General features: G+C 72.5%; 16 protein-coding genes. 7 read left to right on the forward strand and 9 right to left on the reverse strand.

Translation table 11 applies throughout. The features are described 5' to 3' along the window. The first annotated feature begins 18 nt into the window (after nt 1–18). Complete coding sequence (locus tag ACZ52R_RS03545) at nt 19–789, forward strand: FAD-binding oxidoreductase (protein ID WP_360492578.1); 771 nt, start codon at nt 19–21, stop codon at nt 787–789. 42 nt (nt 790–831) lie between these two features. On the opposite strand, the gene ACZ52R_RS03550 is transcribed toward ACZ52R_RS03545, so the two are convergent. Further along, entirely contained in the window at nt 832–1,923 is a 1,092-nt protein-coding gene (locus ACZ52R_RS03550; RefSeq protein WP_465621589.1) for a PP2C family protein-serine/threonine phosphatase, read from the reverse strand. 197 nt (nt 1,924–2,120) lie between these two features. Here ACZ52R_RS03550 and ACZ52R_RS03555 point away from each other — a divergent pair, with 197 nt between their 5' ends. Continuing rightward, nucleotides 2,121–2,477 carry an arsenate reductase family protein gene (locus tag ACZ52R_RS03555; protein WP_465752612.1) on the forward strand — a complete coding sequence of 119 codons (357 nt, stop codon included), beginning with the start codon at nt 2,121–2,123 and terminating at the stop codon, nt 2,475–2,477. Nucleotides 2,478–2,506: 29 nt separating this feature from the next. Here the strand turns inward: ACZ52R_RS03555 and ACZ52R_RS03560 are convergent, their stop codons facing one another. Continuing rightward, nucleotides 2,507–2,977, reverse strand: a complete 471-nt coding sequence (locus ACZ52R_RS03560) for a pyridoxamine 5'-phosphate oxidase family protein (protein WP_465752614.1) — start codon at nt 2,975–2,977, stop codon at nt 2,507–2,509. 140 nt (nt 2,978–3,117) lie between these two features. Here ACZ52R_RS03560 and ACZ52R_RS03565 point away from each other — a divergent pair, with 140 nt between their 5' ends. After that, on the forward strand, nt 3,118–3,690 hold the full coding sequence (locus ACZ52R_RS03565; protein WP_465752616.1) for a DUF1697 domain-containing protein: 573 nt from the start codon (nt 3,118–3,120) through the stop codon (nt 3,688–3,690). Nucleotides 3,691–3,826: 136 nt separating this feature from the next. After that, on the forward strand, nt 3,827–4,372 hold the full coding sequence (locus ACZ52R_RS03570) for a DUF1707 and FHA domain-containing protein (RefSeq protein WP_360492593.1): 546 nt from the start codon (nt 3,827–3,829) through the stop codon (nt 4,370–4,372). A gap of 56 nt (nt 4,373–4,428) precedes the next feature. Here ACZ52R_RS03570 and ACZ52R_RS03575 read toward each other — a convergent pair whose 3' ends face one another. The 3 genes from ACZ52R_RS03575 to ACZ52R_RS03585 all read right to left on the reverse strand — a co-directional run bounded on the left by ACZ52R_RS03575 (nt 4,429) and on the right by ACZ52R_RS03585 (nt 6,959). Continuing rightward, a complete protein-coding gene (locus ACZ52R_RS03575; RefSeq protein ID WP_360492596.1) occupies nt 4,429–5,391 on the reverse strand; it encodes a DUF1152 domain-containing protein in 963 nt (320 codons plus the stop codon). A gap of 150 nt (nt 5,392–5,541) precedes the next feature. Continuing rightward, nucleotides 5,542–5,943 (reverse strand): hypothetical protein, encoded by a 402-nt coding sequence (locus ACZ52R_RS03580; protein WP_465752618.1) that lies wholly within the window; start codon nt 5,941–5,943, stop codon nt 5,542–5,544. A gap of 224 nt (nt 5,944–6,167) precedes the next feature. Then, a complete protein-coding gene (locus tag ACZ52R_RS03585) occupies nt 6,168–6,959 on the reverse strand; it encodes a hemerythrin domain-containing protein (protein ID WP_465621600.1) in 792 nt (263 codons plus the stop codon). Between the two features lie 222 nt (nt 6,960–7,181). On the opposite strand from ACZ52R_RS03585, the gene ACZ52R_RS03590 reads away from it, so the two are divergent. Then, nucleotides 7,182–7,703 carry a SigE family RNA polymerase sigma factor gene (locus ACZ52R_RS03590; RefSeq protein ID WP_465621602.1) on the forward strand — a complete coding sequence of 174 codons (522 nt, stop codon included), beginning with the start codon at nt 7,182–7,184 and terminating at the stop codon, nt 7,701–7,703. Nucleotides 7,704–7,829: 126 nt separating this feature from the next. After that, nucleotides 7,830–8,858, forward strand: a complete 1,029-nt coding sequence (locus tag ACZ52R_RS03595; RefSeq protein ID WP_465752620.1) for a hypothetical protein — start codon at nt 7,830–7,832, stop codon at nt 8,856–8,858. Nucleotides 8,859–8,922: 64 nt separating this feature from the next. On the opposite strand, the gene ACZ52R_RS03600 is transcribed toward ACZ52R_RS03595, so the two are convergent. Further along, the gene (locus ACZ52R_RS03600; protein ID WP_360492610.1) at nt 8,923–9,966 is read right to left on the reverse strand and encodes an alpha/beta hydrolase; all 1,044 of its coding nucleotides are present in this window, start codon (nt 9,964–9,966) and stop codon (nt 8,923–8,925) included. A gap of 464 nt (nt 9,967–10,430) precedes the next feature. Here ACZ52R_RS03600 and ACZ52R_RS03605 point away from each other — a divergent pair, with 464 nt between their 5' ends. Then, nucleotides 10,431–11,174 carry an SDR family oxidoreductase gene (locus ACZ52R_RS03605; protein ID WP_465621606.1) on the forward strand — a complete coding sequence of 248 codons (744 nt, stop codon included), beginning with the start codon at nt 10,431–10,433 and terminating at the stop codon, nt 11,172–11,174. 55 nt (nt 11,175–11,229) lie between these two features. Here ACZ52R_RS03605 and ACZ52R_RS03610 read toward each other — a convergent pair whose 3' ends face one another. From ACZ52R_RS03610 to ACZ52R_RS03620, 3 genes are all read right to left on the reverse strand, one after another. Then, nucleotides 11,230–11,451, reverse strand: a complete 222-nt coding sequence (locus ACZ52R_RS03610) for a hypothetical protein (RefSeq protein ID WP_465621608.1) — start codon at nt 11,449–11,451, stop codon at nt 11,230–11,232. Between the two features lie 113 nt (nt 11,452–11,564). Then, nucleotides 11,565–13,301, reverse strand: a complete 1,737-nt coding sequence (locus tag ACZ52R_RS03615) for a carbohydrate-binding module family 20 domain-containing protein (protein ID WP_465621610.1) — start codon at nt 13,299–13,301, stop codon at nt 11,565–11,567. Between the two features lie 302 nt (nt 13,302–13,603). After that, on the reverse strand, nt 13,604–15,937 hold the full coding sequence (locus ACZ52R_RS03620; RefSeq protein ID WP_465621612.1) for a M4 family metallopeptidase: 2,334 nt from the start codon (nt 15,935–15,937) through the stop codon (nt 13,604–13,606). Nucleotides 15,938–16,335: the final 398 nt, after the last annotated feature.

Below are 16,335 nucleotides of genomic sequence, written 5' to 3' on the forward strand. Positions count from 1 at the left end.
AGCAACCGAGGAAGACCGATGAGTAGCCAGGATTTCCACCCGCTCACCGTCCAGGACATCAGCCGGCCGGTCGAGGACGCGGTCACCGTCACCTTCGCCGTCCCCGACGCCGTCCGGGACGAATTCCGGTACCAGCCGGGCCAGTACGTCATGGTCCGACGCATCGACGCGGACGGCGAGGAGACCTGCCGCTCCTACTCGATCTGCCAGGCCCCGCCGGCCGACGACGGCGCCCCGGCCTCGCTGCGGATCGCGGTCAAGCTGCTCGGCCCCGGCGGCTTCGCCGAGTTCGCCCACGCCCGGCTGCGCCCGGGCGATACCGTCGACGTCCTGCCGCCGACCGGCCGGTTCCGCCTGCGCCCCGGCCGCCGTCACCTCGCGGTCGCCGCAGGCTCCGGCATCACCCCGGTGCTCGCGATGGCCGAGGCGGCGCTGCGGCGCGGCGACGAGTTCGCGCTGATCCTCGGCAACCGCACGTCGGCGAGCGTGCTGTTCGCCGACGAGCTGGCCGAGCTCCGGCACCGCTTCGCCGAGCGGTTCACGGTGCTGCACGTCCTCTCCCGCGAGCAGGGGCCCGACCCGCTGCGCACCGGACGGATCGACCCCGAGCGGCTGCCGGAACTCATCGCGGCGGCCGGCTGCGCCACCACCGACCCGGAGCTGCAGTACTACCTGTGCGGACCGGCGGGCCTGGTCGCCACGGTCGGTTCGTTCCTCGCGGACGCCGGGATCGAACGGCGCCGCATCCACTGCGAACGCTTCGTGGTGGCGGCCCTCGCGGGGCTGTGACGCGCTGACCCCGGCCCGCACCGCCCCCGGTGCGGGCCGGGGTCATTCCGGCGTGAGGGCGAGGACGGCGAGGTCGTCGGCGAGCAGGCCGGCGTACCGGTGGACGTCCTCGGCCAGGAAGGAGACCAGCCGGTCGGGCACGGTGGTACCGAGGGCGGCGAGGCGCGGGGCCAGCGGGTAGAAGGCGCCCGCGGCGTCGCGGGCCTCGCTGACGCCGTCGGTGTAGAGCAGCACGGTGTGGCCGGGAGGCAGGGCGACGATGGTCGGCTTGCCGCGCTCCTCGGCGGGTCCGAGGTGGCCCAGGCCCAGGGGGAGCTCGTCCGCGCAGGGCACCGGGGATATCGTGCCGCCGGTCAGCAGCAGCGGGGTGGTGTGGCCGCGGTTGACGATCTCCACGCAGTCGGAGCCCGGCCGGTACTGCAGCAGGACGGCCGTGGCGAACAGCTCGTCGTCGCCGCGGTCGGCGGCGTCGCGCAGCACCGCGCGGTCCAGCTGGTCGGCGAGCTCGACCAGCCCCGGGGTGTCGTACGCGGCCGCCCGGAACGCGCCGAGGACGTCGGCGACCGTACGGACCGCGCCGAGGCCCTTGCCTCGGACGTCACCGAGCAGCACCCGCACGCCGAAACGGGTGTCGCACACCTCGTACAGGTCCCCGCCGACCAGCACCTCGGCCTGGGCCGAGCGGTAGAGGCCGGCCACCCGCAGTCCGCCGGCCCGCTCGGGCACCGGCCGCAGCACGATGCGCTGCAGGGTCTCGGCGACCGTACGGGCCTGCAGCAGATTGCGGTTCTGCCGGGTGCGCTGCCACGACAGGACGGTGCCCATCACGCCGGAGAGCAGGGTGGCGATGTAGACCCAGACGTGGTGCTGCTCGTTGATGTGGCCCGCGCGCAGGGCCAGGACCAGTTGGAGCGCCAGGGAGCCGCCGGTGGCGGCGGCGGTCAGCACCGGGCCGTAGCTGAACGCGGCCACCACGGGCAGCGCGGTCAGCAGGAAGCCGGCGGCGACCGCGTCCGGGACGACGGCCTCGGCGGTCAGGTCCAGCACCAGCAGGACGACCGGGAGCCACGGGACCCAGCGCGGCACCCGGGACTCCGGCGCGGCGGGGCGCGACGGGCGGGGCGCTGTGGGCACGGCGGGACCTCCTGGCTGGCGGCCGTTCCGGGAGGATAAGTCCGGAATGGTCGGTTTCGTCCCTCCATGCTCTCCCACGGACGGCCCAGCCACGAACGGCCGAACGTCCCGTCCTGCGGAGCCGGGCCCGACGTCGCTCCCGAGCGTCGGCGCACGGTCACCCGGACCGGTGCCGGCGGCTCGGTAGGCTGGCCGGTATGGAGATCTGGATCAACCCGCGCTGCGGCAAGTGCCGGGCGGCGCTCGGCGAGCTGAACGACGCCGGGGTCGAGTACACCGTGCGGCGCTACCTGGAGGAGCCGCCGACCGCGGCCGAGCTGGAGCAGGTGCTGGAGCGCCTGGGCCTGGAGCCGTGGGACATCACCCGCACCGACGAGCAGGCCGCGAAGGACCTGGGGATGAAGGACTGGCCCCGGGAGCCGGGCGAGCGGACCCGCTGGATCGCGGCGATGGCCGAGCACCCGATCCTGATCCAGCGCCCGATCATCACCGCGGACGACGGGCACGCCGTCGTGGCCCGCACCCCCGAGGCCCTCAGGTCCGTGCTGCCGTAGGGCCCGGACCGAGCCCGGGACCCGGCCGGTCAGTGGAGCTGGATCCGCTCCACCGGCCGGCCCGGGTGCCAGTTGTGGACCAGCAGGTGCTCACCCTCGACGGCGGTGTGCACCACCTGCTCGAGCTCCAGCCGGAAGGCGTGGAACGGGGTGGGCGGCGGCTCGGGCAGATCGGCGGCGAACGCGGCGAGTTCGGCCTCGTCGGTGACCTCGACGGCCCGGCCGGAGACCTTGGAGTCCCCGCCGGCCATGGTCTCGTCCCCCGGGTGCGCGTGCAGGGCGAAGCGGGCGTCGCGCTGGAGGTCGCGCGCCTTGACCGCGCCGTACATCGACCCGAGCCACAGGTCGTCGCCGACGAACTCGACCTCCGTCCCGCTGACCCGGGGCGAACCGTCCTTGCGCAGCGTTGCCAGGACGTGGTGTTTGTTGGCCTCGAACCGGGCCCGCACCAGGGGCGCCAGATCGGGAGCCTCCTGCTCGAAATCCTGCCAGGTAGCCATGGCGCCAGTCTGGCACCCGGTGCTGACGACCACCGTTCGTCGCAGCGGGGCCGCGCAGCACCGGCCGGGCCGTCGTCACACACAGTTGCCACACGTCGTTGTCACACGTCGTTGTCGCAGGCCGGTGCCACACTGGCGGGGTGACCACCACGACCACGTACATCGCCTTCCTGCGGGCCATCAACGTCGGCGGCCGGACGGTGAAGATGGAGCGGCTGCGGGCGCTCTTCGCCGAGCTGGGTCTGGAGAACGTCCGCTCGTACATCCAGAGCGGCAACGTCTTCTTCACCACCGGCGGGTCCGACGGCGGGTCCGCCACCGCGTCCGACCGTGCCGCGCTGACCCGGCGGATCGAGGAGCACCTGGAGCGGTCGCTCGGCTACCCGGTGCCGGTGATGCTGCGGACGGTGGACGAGGTCGCCGAACTGCTCGCCGCCGAGCCGTTCCGGGGCGTCGAGGTGACACCGGACGTCCGGCTGGTCATCGCCTTCCTCTCCGAGCCGCTGCCCGCCGAGTTCGCCGCACCGCACCGCACGCCCAAGGGCGACGTCGAGGTTCTCGGCGCCGACCCGGGGGCCGCGTACCTCGTGATCCACCTGCGGGACGGCAAGTGGGTCACCAAGGACATGTTCGGCAAGGCCTACGGGGGTTCGGTCACCTCCCGGTTCCTGCACACCACCGAGAAGATCCTGGCCGCCGCCCGCAAGGCCTGACGGCCCGTACGGCCTGCGGGAACGGCGCGGAACCGCGCGGCCGGACAGGGCGTCTGGACTGCCGTGACGTACGAACCACGCGCCCGCGCACGGCGTGATCTGGACAGCCCGAGCCGGCCGAGCCGACAATTCGGCCATGACGCCTCCTGAGCTCCCCACCGGCCGGGTCCGGCCCTCCGACGCCGAACGGGACCAGGCGCTCGGGGTACTGAAGGACGGCGCGGGCAGCGGACGGCTCTCGCACGAGACCTTCCTCGGCCGGATGGACATCGTCCTGCAGGCCACCAGCCGCGGCGAGTTGGACGCGGCGGTGGCCGGGCTGCCGACCGGCGGGCCGGTCGAGCGCTTCGTGCTGCGCACGGTCGGCCGGGTCTCCTCCTTCGGCGACCGGCTGAACCGGGCCTGGCGCACCGAGCGGCTGCCCGGGCTGAGCCTGCCGCAGACCGGGGCCGGGCTGCTGACGATCGGCCGGCTCCCCGGCTCGGGACTGCGGCTGCACGACGCCTCGGTCTCCCGGAACCACGCCGAACTCCGGCACGAGGACGGCGGCTGGGTGCTGTACGACCTCGGCTCGACCAACGGCACGCACGTCAACGGGCGCCGGATCGCGGGCGGCGTCCGGGTCCGGCCGGGCGACCAGGTGCGGTTCGGCAACCTGGAGTTCCGGCTCGCCGCTTCCTGACCGCCGGCCGGTGGCCGGTGGCCGGTGGCCGGAAGCCGCCGGCCGCCCGTACGGTCTCAGTGCGGGAACTGCCGGGGCGGCCGCTGTCGGGGCAGCTCGTCCTGGAACTCCGCGATGACGGTGGCGATCTGGCGGGTCACCACGGTGCGCTCCAGCCGGTCCAGGTAGCGGTGCTCGGCGGCCAGCGCCTCCACCGTGACGCCGAAGTACATCGCCATCAGCGGATTGACGAACAGGTCGCTGCCCTTGGTCCGCTCGGTGAACCGGACGTCGCCGAACTCGCCGCGCAGGGCCGCCGCCACCGAGCCGTTGACGATGCTGGGGTGCTCGGGGAAGGCGGCCCGGGCGTGCTCGACGGCGTCCAGGTAGAGCGCCCCCTCCCGGCTGTCGCGCGGGATGGAGAAGGCGCCGAGGTAGCCGCCGGCCCGGTCCAGCGCGGCGAGGTTCTCCAGCACCAGCGTGTGGTTGACGCCGTGGAAGGCGTCGATGCCGAAGCCCAGGCAGGCGACCAGCCGCTCGGGCACCTCGGTGAGGCCGGCCACCGCCGCCAGGCTGGCCATGTCCTCCTCGGGGGTGCCGAGTCCGACCTCGTCGCCGCGCATCAGGATGTCGGTGCCGCCGTCCACCAGCAGGACGGCGTCGATGCCCAGCCGGGTGACGAGCGCCCGGTAGCCGTCGCGCAGCGGCTGCACGCCCGCCGACGGGAAGGCCCAGACGGTGTCGGGCATCCTGTGCAGGTGCAGCCAGCGGGCCAGCGTGCGCTCCGGGAAGTAGCCCTCGGGGGCGGGGGTGTCCGGCCGGATCATGGCCACGTCGGGCTCCGCCCAGACGTCGAGCGGCAGGCCGTAGAGGTGGGTGAAGGAGAGGTTGGCGAGGTGGACCTCCTTGCCCGCGGCGCGCAGGGCGAGGGCGATCGGCAGCCCGGCGTACACGTCGAATCCGCCGCCGGCTCCGGCGATCAGGATGCGTTCGGCGGCCAGCAGCCGGGTGATCAGCGGGGGTTGCAGCAGAGAGGTCACCGGCGGGACGGTAGCACCGGGGGCCCCAGGCGGCCCGGGCGGCCCAGGGGAACCGGGGAAAGCCGAAGGGACCGGGGAAAGCCGAAGGGAGGGGGAAGGTCGGAGGAACCGAGGAGAGTGGAGGGGGGCGGGGTGAGCGCCGGGGAAGGGTCAGTCGCGCTCGACGTGCACCTCGGCGAAGTGGTCGCCCTTGTCCGCCTTGCGGATGGTGACCCGGACGTTGCCGACGGCGGTCTCGGAGTCCTTGTCGACGGTCTTCTTTGTGTCGCCGATCGTCACCTCGGCCGAGCTGTCGGTGATGTGGCCGATCGTCATCTTCATCGGGTTGTCGCCGCCGAAGACCTTGACGGTCTTGGAGGCGTCGGCGCCGTCGGTCTTGATGCCGACGGTGCACTTGTGGTCGTCCAGGCAGAGCGCCACTCCGCCCTCACAGGCGGCCAGTCCGGCGCCGAGTGTCAGGACGGCACCCGTGGCGAGGATCGCCGAGCCGATGCGGAAGCGGGTCCGGAGGCTGGTGCGGTGGGCCTTGGGAGTGCTACTCGCTGTGGTCATGTCTCGACGGTAGTGGCCCGGACACAGCCAGCCATCGGCCGTCGGCGGGAGGCCTGCCCTGGTGCGGCCCGGATCGGCCGGGTGGCCGAACCCTGAGAGTGCTGGGTCGAATCCCCTAGGGGGCGCCGGGAGTTGACCGATGGACCGATGGCCGACACTCCTCAGCATATGCCGCAGGCTCATGCCACGCGCGTAGATCAACGGCCCGCGAAAACGCCCGACGGTCAGTCGACCATGATCCCCAGGTCGCCCTCCGACTCGCCGACCGGCCCCCACAGCGGCGCGGTGCAGCGCTGGTAGGTCGCCTGCCAGTGCGGCCAGTTGCGGGCCACGTCGTCGTCGCACTCGGCCAGCAGCCGCTCCACCGCGGCCGGCTCGACGCCGTCCAGCAGCCAGGCCAGCGCGTCCGCCGCTCCCGGTCCGTCCGCCGCACGCAGCAGGTCCAGCAGCTCCCCGAGGCCGCCGAGCCGGGAGCCGTCGGCGACCACCCGGTCCATCCGGGGCAGCAACTGGCGCTCCTCGATCCGCAGATGGGTCTCCAGGCGGGCCGCCAGGTCCTCCATCGCGTACGCCACCGGCCAGGCGCTGCCGGTGTCCCGGCTGGCGATCCGGACCAGCGTGGTGACCCGGGTGAACGAGTGGTCCAAGTTGTGGTGGTCGGCCTCCAGCCAGTTGAGCAGGAGCCGCAGCTCGGGCGCGAAGCGGCGCACGATCGGCCAGATCCTGGTGTCCTGCTGCTCGTGGTGGCAGGTCAGCATCGCGGTCATGAAGGTCCAGTGCCGCAGCAGCGCCTCGCCCTTGTCCTCCTCGTCGGGCTGGAGCAGCCGCAGCGCGTTGGGCAGCCGGGCGAGGTCCCGGCGCAGTGCGGCGTGCACCAGCCGCAGCCCGGCGAACCGCACGGTGGTCAGGTCGTCGTCCGCGGTCCGCCCGTGCGCGTCCGCGCCCAGGGGGTCGGCGCCGGACTGCCCCTGCGCGGGCACGGCGGGGGCGGGCTGGGGCAGCAGGTGGATGGGCATGGCACTCTCTTCACGGCTTGGGGCAGGACGGGTGGTGGCGGCCGGTGAGGACCACCCCAGCCAAGGTGCCCGCAGTCGATCAGAAGCGAATCAATGTCCGATTGACGCGCAGGTCAGGGCGTTTATGGGAGCGGACGCAACGCTTCGCGGCGCCTGCCCCGTGTACCCGGGTGAGGGTGCGCACCACACGCGCCGGGGAGTCCAGGGGAACAGCGAGGCCGCATGTCACCGGAGCAGGAGCAGTCGTTCGACGAGTTCGTCGCGGGTCGGTACGCCGCGCTGCGCCGCACCGGCTACCTGCTCTGCGGCGACTGGCACCTCGCCGAGGACCTTGCGCAGACCACGCTGGTGAAGCTGTACTCGCGCTGGACCCGGCTGCGCGACCCGGATGCGGCGGCCGGCTACGCCCGGACCACACTGGTCCGCACCTACATCGACGCCCGGCGCCTGCGCCGCTCGCACGAGGTGCCCGCACCGGACCTGCCGGAGCCACCGGCAACCGGTCCCCGGGCCGCGGCCCCGGCGGACCCGGAGCGCCGGCTGGCCCTGCTGGCGGCGCTCGCGCAGGTCACCCCGGCCTACCGGGCGGCGCTGGTCCTGCGGTTCTGGGAGGACCAGTCGGTCGAGGCGACGGCGGCGGCCCTGCGGCAGAGCACCGGCACGGTGAAGTCCAACACCAGCCGGGGGCTGGCCCAGCTACGGGTGATCCTCGGCGACTCGCTGCGGGAGATCGCGGCGAGCTGAGCCGGTCCGGACCGGCGGGCCGAGCCGGGCGAGCCCCGGCCGGACGCGCGGGCCGGGGCGCCGAAAACCGGACACAGGGGCGGAACGGGCCGCCCGGGACGAGCGAGAGACGAGAGGAAAGCGGTCTTGAACGGGGACGATCCGGCGTTCGACGCCGACGACATGGGCGCACTGTTCCGCACGGTCCTGGACCAGCCGGAGCCGGCCACTCCCCCGGCACTGCTGCCGGAGGTCCGCCGATCGGGCGCACGGCTGCGCCGCCGGCGCCATCTGCTGGCGACGGTCGCGACCGCGGCCGCCGTGGGTCTGCTGGCCACGGCGGGCTGGGCGGTGCGCGGGCGGACCCCGGTGGAAGGGTCCGGCCGGGAGTTCGTCCCGGCGGCGAGCGCGCCCGGCCTGACGTCCGCCATGCCGAGCCCGTCCGTCCCGCCGTCCCCGGCGGTCACCGGGACGGGCGGCACGGCAACGGGCGGCACGGCACCAGGCAGCACGACCCCGGGCAGGCCGACCACCGGCGGCCCGGCCGCGGACGGCAGCCTGAGCCTGCTCGCCCTGCTGCGCGCCCACCCGCCCGAGGACATCGTGCAGGTCTTCCGGGGCGCCACGGCGAACGACTTCCTGCTGACCAGGACCGACGGCGGCACGGTCACCGTGAGCCGACGCCTGGACGGTCCAGCCGGCCCGTCCGGCGGCACCGACTCGCCGTGCGGGCCGCGCTCGAACGCCTGGGGCCCGATGAATCCGGAGGGCGAGGACTGCGTGGGCATGAAGCTCCCGGACGGCTCGACGGTCTGGGCGCTGCACCCGCTGTCGGCCGCCCACCGCGGCCGGGAGGCCCAGCTCCGTATCGTCACCCCGGACGACCTGGCGTACGTCCTGCTGTTCGTCCGGGCCGGCGCCCGACCGCAGCCGGGCGACCCGACCGTGCCGCTGCCGCAGCTGCTGGTGCTGTCCGGGCAGCCGGGGTTCGTGGCGGCGGTCCGGGACGGCTGGGGGGACCCGATCTTCGGACCGACCACACCTCCCGGACCGCCCAAGACCCCAGGACCGTCCACGACCCCAGGACCGTCCACGACCCCCGGACCGCCCAAGGCCCCCGGACCGCCCAAGACCTCCACCCCGTCCCCGTCCTCGACCCTGTCCCCGACTCACTGACCGCCCGCGGCCGCCGAGGCGCGGGGCACCGGGCACGGCAGCCGCGGTGCGCGACGGACCGGCCTCAGTCGGCCGCCGGCCCGGCCAGGTTCTTGGTCAGCCACTCCAGGGTGTCCGGGATCATCTTCTTGAAGTCCGAGGTCAGGTGCTTGCCGCCGGGCTGCTCGAAGTACGTGATGCCCACCGGCGGGGCGGCCTTGGCCACCCAGGACTTGACCACCTTGGTCTCGTACGGGTTGGCCCCGCCCGCGGTGACCAGCATCTTCACGTCGGCCTTGCCCTCGGTGACCAGCACGTCGGGGTTGTTGGCCGCGCGCTCGGCGTCGTGGCCCTTCCACAGCAGCGAGTCCGGGATGAAGTAGCCGTCGATCGGCACCGCGGCCTTGTAGACGTCGGGGTACTGCAGGGCGAGCTTGGCGCTGCAGAAGCCGCCGGTGGAGGCGCCCATCACGCCCCAGCCGTCGCGGCCGCGCACGGTGCGGAAGTTGGCGCGGACGAAGTCCGGGATGTCCTGGGCCATCCAGGTGGCCATCTTGGGCTGGCCCGGGATGTCGGAGCAGTCCAGCGCGTTCTTCTCGTCGCCGTTGAAGTTCTGCACCGGCATGACCATGATGAACGGGTGGGACTTGCCCTCCTTGACCAGCCGCTCGTTCTCCTCCTGGATCGGCAACTGGTTGTCGGTCCAGGTGTTGTAGCCGTTGCTCTGGCCGCCCGCGAAGAGGGTGAGCACCGGGAAGCCGGTCTTGGCGAACTTGGGGTCGTTGTACTCGGGCGGCAGCCAGACCCAGACCTTGCCGGCGACACCGGACTTCGCGCCGGTCACGGTGGTCAGGAAGATCGGGCCGGCGGCGGTGTCCCGGACCTTGCTGAGGTTGGCGTTCGGGCCGGTCGGCATCAGCACCTTGCCGGTGCCGGCCGAGATCGCCGTGCCCGAGCCGGCGCCGGTCGGGGTTCCCTCGGCGCTGCCGGTCGAGGCGGGCCCGGCGTCCGGCTTGGCGCTGTCGCCCTTCCCACCACCGGAACTCCCGCAAGCCGCGAGCGAGGCGGCCAGGGCGAGCAGGGCGGCGCCGGACAGGACGGCACGGGAACGGGACGACTGCCTAAGCACGGTGAGGACTCTCCGACCGATGTCGCGCCCGGTCCGTCGACCGGGCGGCGGCCCCCCGGTGGGGCCGGACAGACCCGGGGACACGACGCTGGTACGGCCCCCGGAGTGATGGCGTGCCGTCCCTCGCGGGGGCGCGCCTTCCTGCGATCTTATGACGTGGCCCGGGATGGGCCGGTTGCGCGTCGGCCACCGGAAATCCAATGTTTGTTCGCGATCGGGTAAAACCCTTCACCACTCCCGTCGGGTGGCGGGGGCCGGACGGCGGGGGTCACAGCCGCGCGCTCGTCCGGTCGGCGGATTTTGGGTGTTTTCGACCAGTGACGGCGGCCCGCGGATCCGGAACGATCTCCTCGAGGACCGACCGGGACACCACCCCTGCCACTGCCACTGCCACTGCCCCTGCCCCTGCCCCTGCCACTGCCACTGCCACCGTCACTGCGTGCACCGCCACCGAGGAGAGCGCCATGCCCCAGCAGATCGCCGTCGTCACCGGAGCAGGGAGCGGCGTCGGCCGGGCCGTGGCGGTGGAACTGGCCGCGGCCGGCTGGCTGCCCGTGCTGGCCGGCCGGCGGGCCGAGCCGCTGCACGAGACCGCCCGGCTCTGCGGCGCCCCGGCCGACGTGGTGCCGACCGACGTCACCGACCCGGCAGCCGTGGACGCGCTGTTCGCCGCAGCCGCCGAGCGGCACGGCCGGGTGGACCTGCTGTTCAACAACGCCGGCAGCTTCGGCCCGGCCGTCCCGGTGGAGGAGCTGGAGGTCGAGGCCTGGCGGGCGGTGGTCGACCTCAACCTGACCGGCGCCTTCCTCTGCGCCCGGGCGGCGTTCCGGCAGATGAGGGCCCAGGACCCGCAGGGCGGCCGGATCATCAACAACGGCTCGATCTCGGCGCACGTCCCGCGCCCGCACTCGATCGCCTACACGGCGACCAAGCACGCGGTCACCGGCCTGACCAAGTCGCTGTCCCTGGACGGCCGCCCCTACCGGATCGCCTGCGGGCAGATCGACATCGGCAACGCGGCGACCGACATGACGGCGGCGATGAGCGCGGGCGTCCGGCAGGCGGACGGCCGGATCGCCCCCGAGCCGACCATGGACGTGGCCGACGTCGCACGGACCGTACGGCACATGGCCGCGCTGCCGCTGGAGGCCAATGTGCAGTTCGCCACCGTGATGGCGACCGCCATGCCGTACATCGGGCGCGGCTGAGCACCCGCCTCGCGCCTGGGGCGCGGCCGGCGGAACGCCGTACGTCGGGGCGCGCTCACTCGTCGTGCGAGTGCCGGTAGCGCAGCGCCTCGCCGTCCTCGTCCAGCCGGTAGACGCTGGTGGTCGGCCAGTACTCGCCGCTCTCGGCGGCGGGCAGTTCGGCGCGGAGCGCCATCCGCAGGGCGGGCGGCGGGGCGTCGGCGTTGACGCGCTTGCGGTGGCCGTCCCAGCGGCCGCCGCACAGTTCGAGGTCCAGGACGAGGGGGGTGGTTCTCATCCCGCGATGGTGTCAGCGCCCCTTCGCCCACCGGGGTTTGAAACCGCGCGGCCACCCGTACGAGGGAACCCCGTCAGAGCATGCTGACGGGGTTCCCGGGGACGGCGAGGAGGCTACGGCCGCCAGGTGTCGTTCAGCGTGACGACCCCGCCGGCGGGCACGGTCGCCGTCCGGTTGGCGCCGGACTCCCAGGTCACCGCGCCGTTGGCGTCCTTGCGGACGTACTTGTACTGGACGGAGGTGCCGGCCGGCAGCGAGAGCGCGAGCGACCAGACCGGGTAGCCGGCGGACGAGAGCGGCAGCGCCTTCGCCGGGTCCCAGCCGCCGAGCGCCGCGGCGTCGCCGACCACGTAGACGTTCTGCCCGTACCCGGTGGTCGCGTTGACGTTGAAGGAGGCGCCGGAGACGGTCGTACCCGGCTGGACGTACAGCGCGACCGCGTCGCCCGCGCCGACCGTCGCGGTGAACTGCCCGTTGGCGCCCACCTGGTAGGTCGGGCCGGTGCAGCCGCCGCCCGCCTGCGGGTCGCCGTGCTGGACGTCGCAGTAGGTGCCGGCCGGCAGCCCGGTCTGGAAGGTCTGGGTGATCGCGCCGCTCTCGTGGTTGATCGCGACGTAGCCCTTGTTGCCGCGGCCGAAGGCGATCGCGTTGTTGCCGTCGGACCACCAGTCGGTCACCCCGGTGCCCGCCACGGCGTTGCGGAAGCCGACCATGTTGGCGATCTGCCGCCAGGCGTGGGTGCAGTTCCAGCCGTCCTGGTAGCAGGCGTTGACGGTGCCGCCGTTCGGCGGGCCGTCGTCCTTGTTGGTGAAGGAGTAGCCGGAGTAGACGTTGGGGGCGCCGTACGGCGAGGCCAGAAGGAAGACGTTGGCCAGCGTGTAGGTGTTGCCGTAGGTGTAGTTGAGGGTGGAGCCGTTGCGCTCGGTGTCCCAGTTGTCGATGAAGCTGCGCGCCTGGTCGCTCGGCAGGTAGCCCCAGGAGGCGCCCCAGCCGTTGAGGTTGGCGAGCTTGTCGGCGGTGAACATGCGCTTGAGGTCGGTGCCGACCCGGAACTCGTCCACGTCGCCGGTGCCGGTGTACTCGGTGGGCTGGATCGGCTCGCCGGCGCCGTAGATGACCTCCTGGGCCCAGTAGGCCTTGGGGTTGGCCGTCTTCGCCTTGATCGCGGCGAGGTCGGCGGCGGCGATGTGCTTGGCGGCGTCGATCCGGTAGCCGTCCACGCCGAGCGAGCCGAGGTCGTCCAGGTAGTGCGCGATGGTGGTCTGGACGTACGCGCTTCCGGTGTCCAGGTCGGCGAGGTTCACCAGCTCGCAGTTCTGGATGTTGGCGCGGTTCTGGTAGTCGGAGATCGGCTGGCGGCAGGAGTGGAAGTCCTGGTCCTGGTAGGTGCCGGGGTAGCTGTACTTGGTGTACGCGGTGCCGCCGGTGCCGGTGCCGGAGCCGGCCGACATGTGGTTGACCACCGCGTCGGCGATCACCTTGACCCCGGCCGCGTGGCAGGTGTCGACCATGTTCTTGAAGGACGTGCGGTCGCCGAGCCGACCGGCGATCCGGTAGCTGACCGGCTGGTAGGAGGTCCACCACTGCGGGCCCTGGATGTGTTCCTGCGGCGGAGAGACCTCGACGAAGCCGTAGCCCTTGGGGCCGAGCGTCGAGGTGCAGGCCTGGGCGACCGAGTCGAAGCGCCACTCGAAGAGGGTGGCGGTGACGTCCTTGCCGTTGTTCGCGGGCGGGGAGGCCTGGGCGGCGGGGGCACCGAGGGTGGTGCCGAACGAGAGCGCGAGCGCCGCCGAGGCGGCGAGCGCGCCGGCCGCGCGGGCGGGCCGGCGGGTGGGGGCGGTGGTGACCACGTCGTCTCCTGGGGGTGGCTGGGGTGGGGCAGCCGGTGGTGAATCCTGCAGGAAGTTTCTGTAACTTGCCGGAAACTTGCAGCGCTGAACCTAGAGTCACCGAGAGGCACCGTCAAGGTCCCTGGAAGATACGTTTCTGCATCACCACGTTCCGCATCACCACGTTCCGCATCGCCGCGCTTCTGTATCGACCGCAGCGGGACAAGCTGGAACGGGACACACGACAAGGGCCCGGCAGCCGTAGCCGCCGGGCCCCTCACCTGTCCTGGCTCACCGGCCCCTCAGGGGGAACCGGTCCGGGTTCAGCCGGTCTGGACGGAGGTGTCGTCGATCACGAAGCTCGTCTGCAGCGAGGAGTCCTCGACCGCGTTGAACTTCACGGTGACCGTCTGGCCCGCGTAGGCCGACAGGTCGAAGGTGCGCTGCTGGTAGCCCGCCGCGGCGTCGACGTTGGAGTACGTCTTCAGCGCGGTGCCGTTCACCGACACGGTCAGCTTGTCGTACGCGGTGGTGCCCGACTCCGCGGTGTCGACGTGCAGCCAGAAGCTCAGCGTCGCCTTGCAGCCCGCCGGGATGCTCACGGTCTGCGACACCGTGTCGGTGTGGGAGGAGCCGTAGCCGTCCATCCACGCCTTCCAGGAACCGCCGTGCGCGGCCTGGCTGGAGCTGTTGTCGACCACTCCGGAGCTCGCCGTCCACGGCGCCGCCGAACCGGTCTCGAAGCCCGGGTTGCCGAGCAGCTGCGCCGGGGTGCAGCCGCCGCCACCACCGCTGGTCACGGTCCAGGTGAAGCTGGTCGTGCCGGACTTGCCGGCCGAGTCCTTGACCGTCACGGTGACGTTCGAGGTGCCCGCGGCGGTCGGGGTGCCGGTGATCGCGCCGGTCGAGGCGTTGATGGCCAGGCCCGCGGGCAGGCCGGCCGCCGAGTACGACAGCGGAGCGGTGCCGCCCGAGGCCTTGATGGCCAGGTTGACCGCGGTGCCGACGGCGGTGGACTGGTTGCCCGGGTTGGTGACGGTGACGCCGCCCGGGTTGGGCAGCCCCCCGACGTTCACGGCGGCCCAGGCGGTGGCGACCGCGTTGTACTCGGCGCTGTTCGCGCCGTACAGGTCGGTGGCCGCGCTCAGGGTCGCGGTACGGGCGGCCGCATAGTTGGTGGTGGAGGTCATGTAGGCGGTCAGCGCCTTGTACCAGACCTGCGCTGCCTTGTCCCGGCCGATGCCGGTGACGGTGATGTTGTTGACCGTCGGGCTGTTGTAGCTGACGCCGTTGATCACCTTGGCGCCGCTGCCCTCGGCCAGCAGGTAGAAGAAGTGGTTGGCGACACCGGACGAGTAGTGCACGTCCAGGTTGCCGACGCCCGAGTACCAGGAGTCGGCCGAGGTGCCATCCTTGGAGGGCTTGTCCATGTAGCGCAGCGGCGTGCCGTTGCCGTTGATGTCGATGAGTTCGCCGACCAGGTAGTCCGGGTTGTCGGCGGGCAGGTTGGCGTAGAACTCGACCATGTTGCCGAAGATGTCCGAGGTGGCCTCGTTGAGGCCGCCGGACTCGCCCGAGTAGTTCAGGTTGGCAGTGGCCGCGGTGACGCCGTGGCTCATCTCGTGGCCCGCGACGTCGAGCTCGGTCAGCGGGTGGGTGTCGCCCGAGCCGTCGCCGTAGGTCATGCAGAAGCAGCTGTCGTCCCAGAAGGCGTTGACGTAGCCGGTGTCGTAGTGGACCCGGCTCATGGCGCCGACGCCGTCGTTGCGGATGCCGTTGCGGCCGAAGGTGTTCTTGTAGAAGTCCCAGGTGGCGGCGGCACCGAACTGGGCGTCGACGGCGGCCGACTCGCGGTTGCTGGCCTGGCCGTTGCCCCAGGTGTCCGAGGACTTGGAGAACAGCGTGCCGTTGCCGGAGGTGCCGTTCTTCATGTCCGTGGAGTACTGGCCACCACGGGTGGCGTCCTTGAGCGAGTAGGTCGAGCCGCTCTGGGTGGTGGTCAGCGGCACGTTGCCGACGAAGACGCCGGTGCCGGAGCCGCGCTGGATGCCGTCGGCCTTGCTGAGCACGTCACCGGTCTTGGCGTCGGTGACGACGTGCAGCTTGCTCGGGGTGCCGTCGGACTCGCGGCCGGCGATGACCGTCTCCCAGGCGAGCTTGGGGGTGCCGTCGGCGGCCCAGACGACCAGCCGCGGCGCGGTGTCTACGGAGCCCGCCTCGGCGGCCAGCGCGGCGGCCTGGGCCTTCGGCGCGGCCAGGGCCGGGGTGGTCTCGACGCCCGCGAGGTCGGCCTGGCTGGCCTTGGTCACGCTCTTGGTGGCGCCGGCCGCGTCCTGGTGGACGATCAGGTCGCCGCCGAGGACCGGGAGTCCGGCGTAGGTGCGCTCGTAGCGCAGGTGGCGACCACCGTTGGCGTCCTGGACGACGTCCTTGGTGACCAGCTTCTCCTGGCCGCTCAGGCCGAGGGCCTGGGCGAGGGAGGCGGTCTGCTGGTTCGCCGAGGCGATCAGCGCGGCCCGGGTGGTCTGCTGGGCGGCGACGGCGGCCGGCGCGTCCGCGGTGGCGGCCTGGGCGATGACCGGTATGCCGGTGACCAGCAGCGCGGTGGAGGCGGCCATGACGACCGCCGCCTTCCGGGCGTGAGCGTAACGGGACATGCGGACTCCTTTTCCGACCGGCGCTGGGTCGCGCCGGTGGAGAGAAACCTGGGCCGCGGGGTTGCGGCGCAGTGGGGGCCCCCGCCGGGTGCGACGGAGGTGCGGTAGCGGGTTGCGGTGCTCACAACCCGTTGCAGGGTCAGGACGCGCTGCACCTTGGCAGAACAGCTGCACCGGGAGGTGGGGCCCCCTCGTCTGCAGCCGGACGAATCGTGGCAGCAAACCGGCCGCCGATGACAGATGCATGCCACTGATTGGCCGATTCATTACCGAAACCGTATGCATGGTGGTTCGTCAGTTGTGCTAAGTGATTGCAAACTCATGAACACGGTTTTCATGCTCCGGACAAAGTTCGATCACCACCGGCGGTCACTGACCAGCACTCAGAACCACCGCCC

The organism is Kitasatospora sp. NPDC034023 (assembly GCF_055575795.1).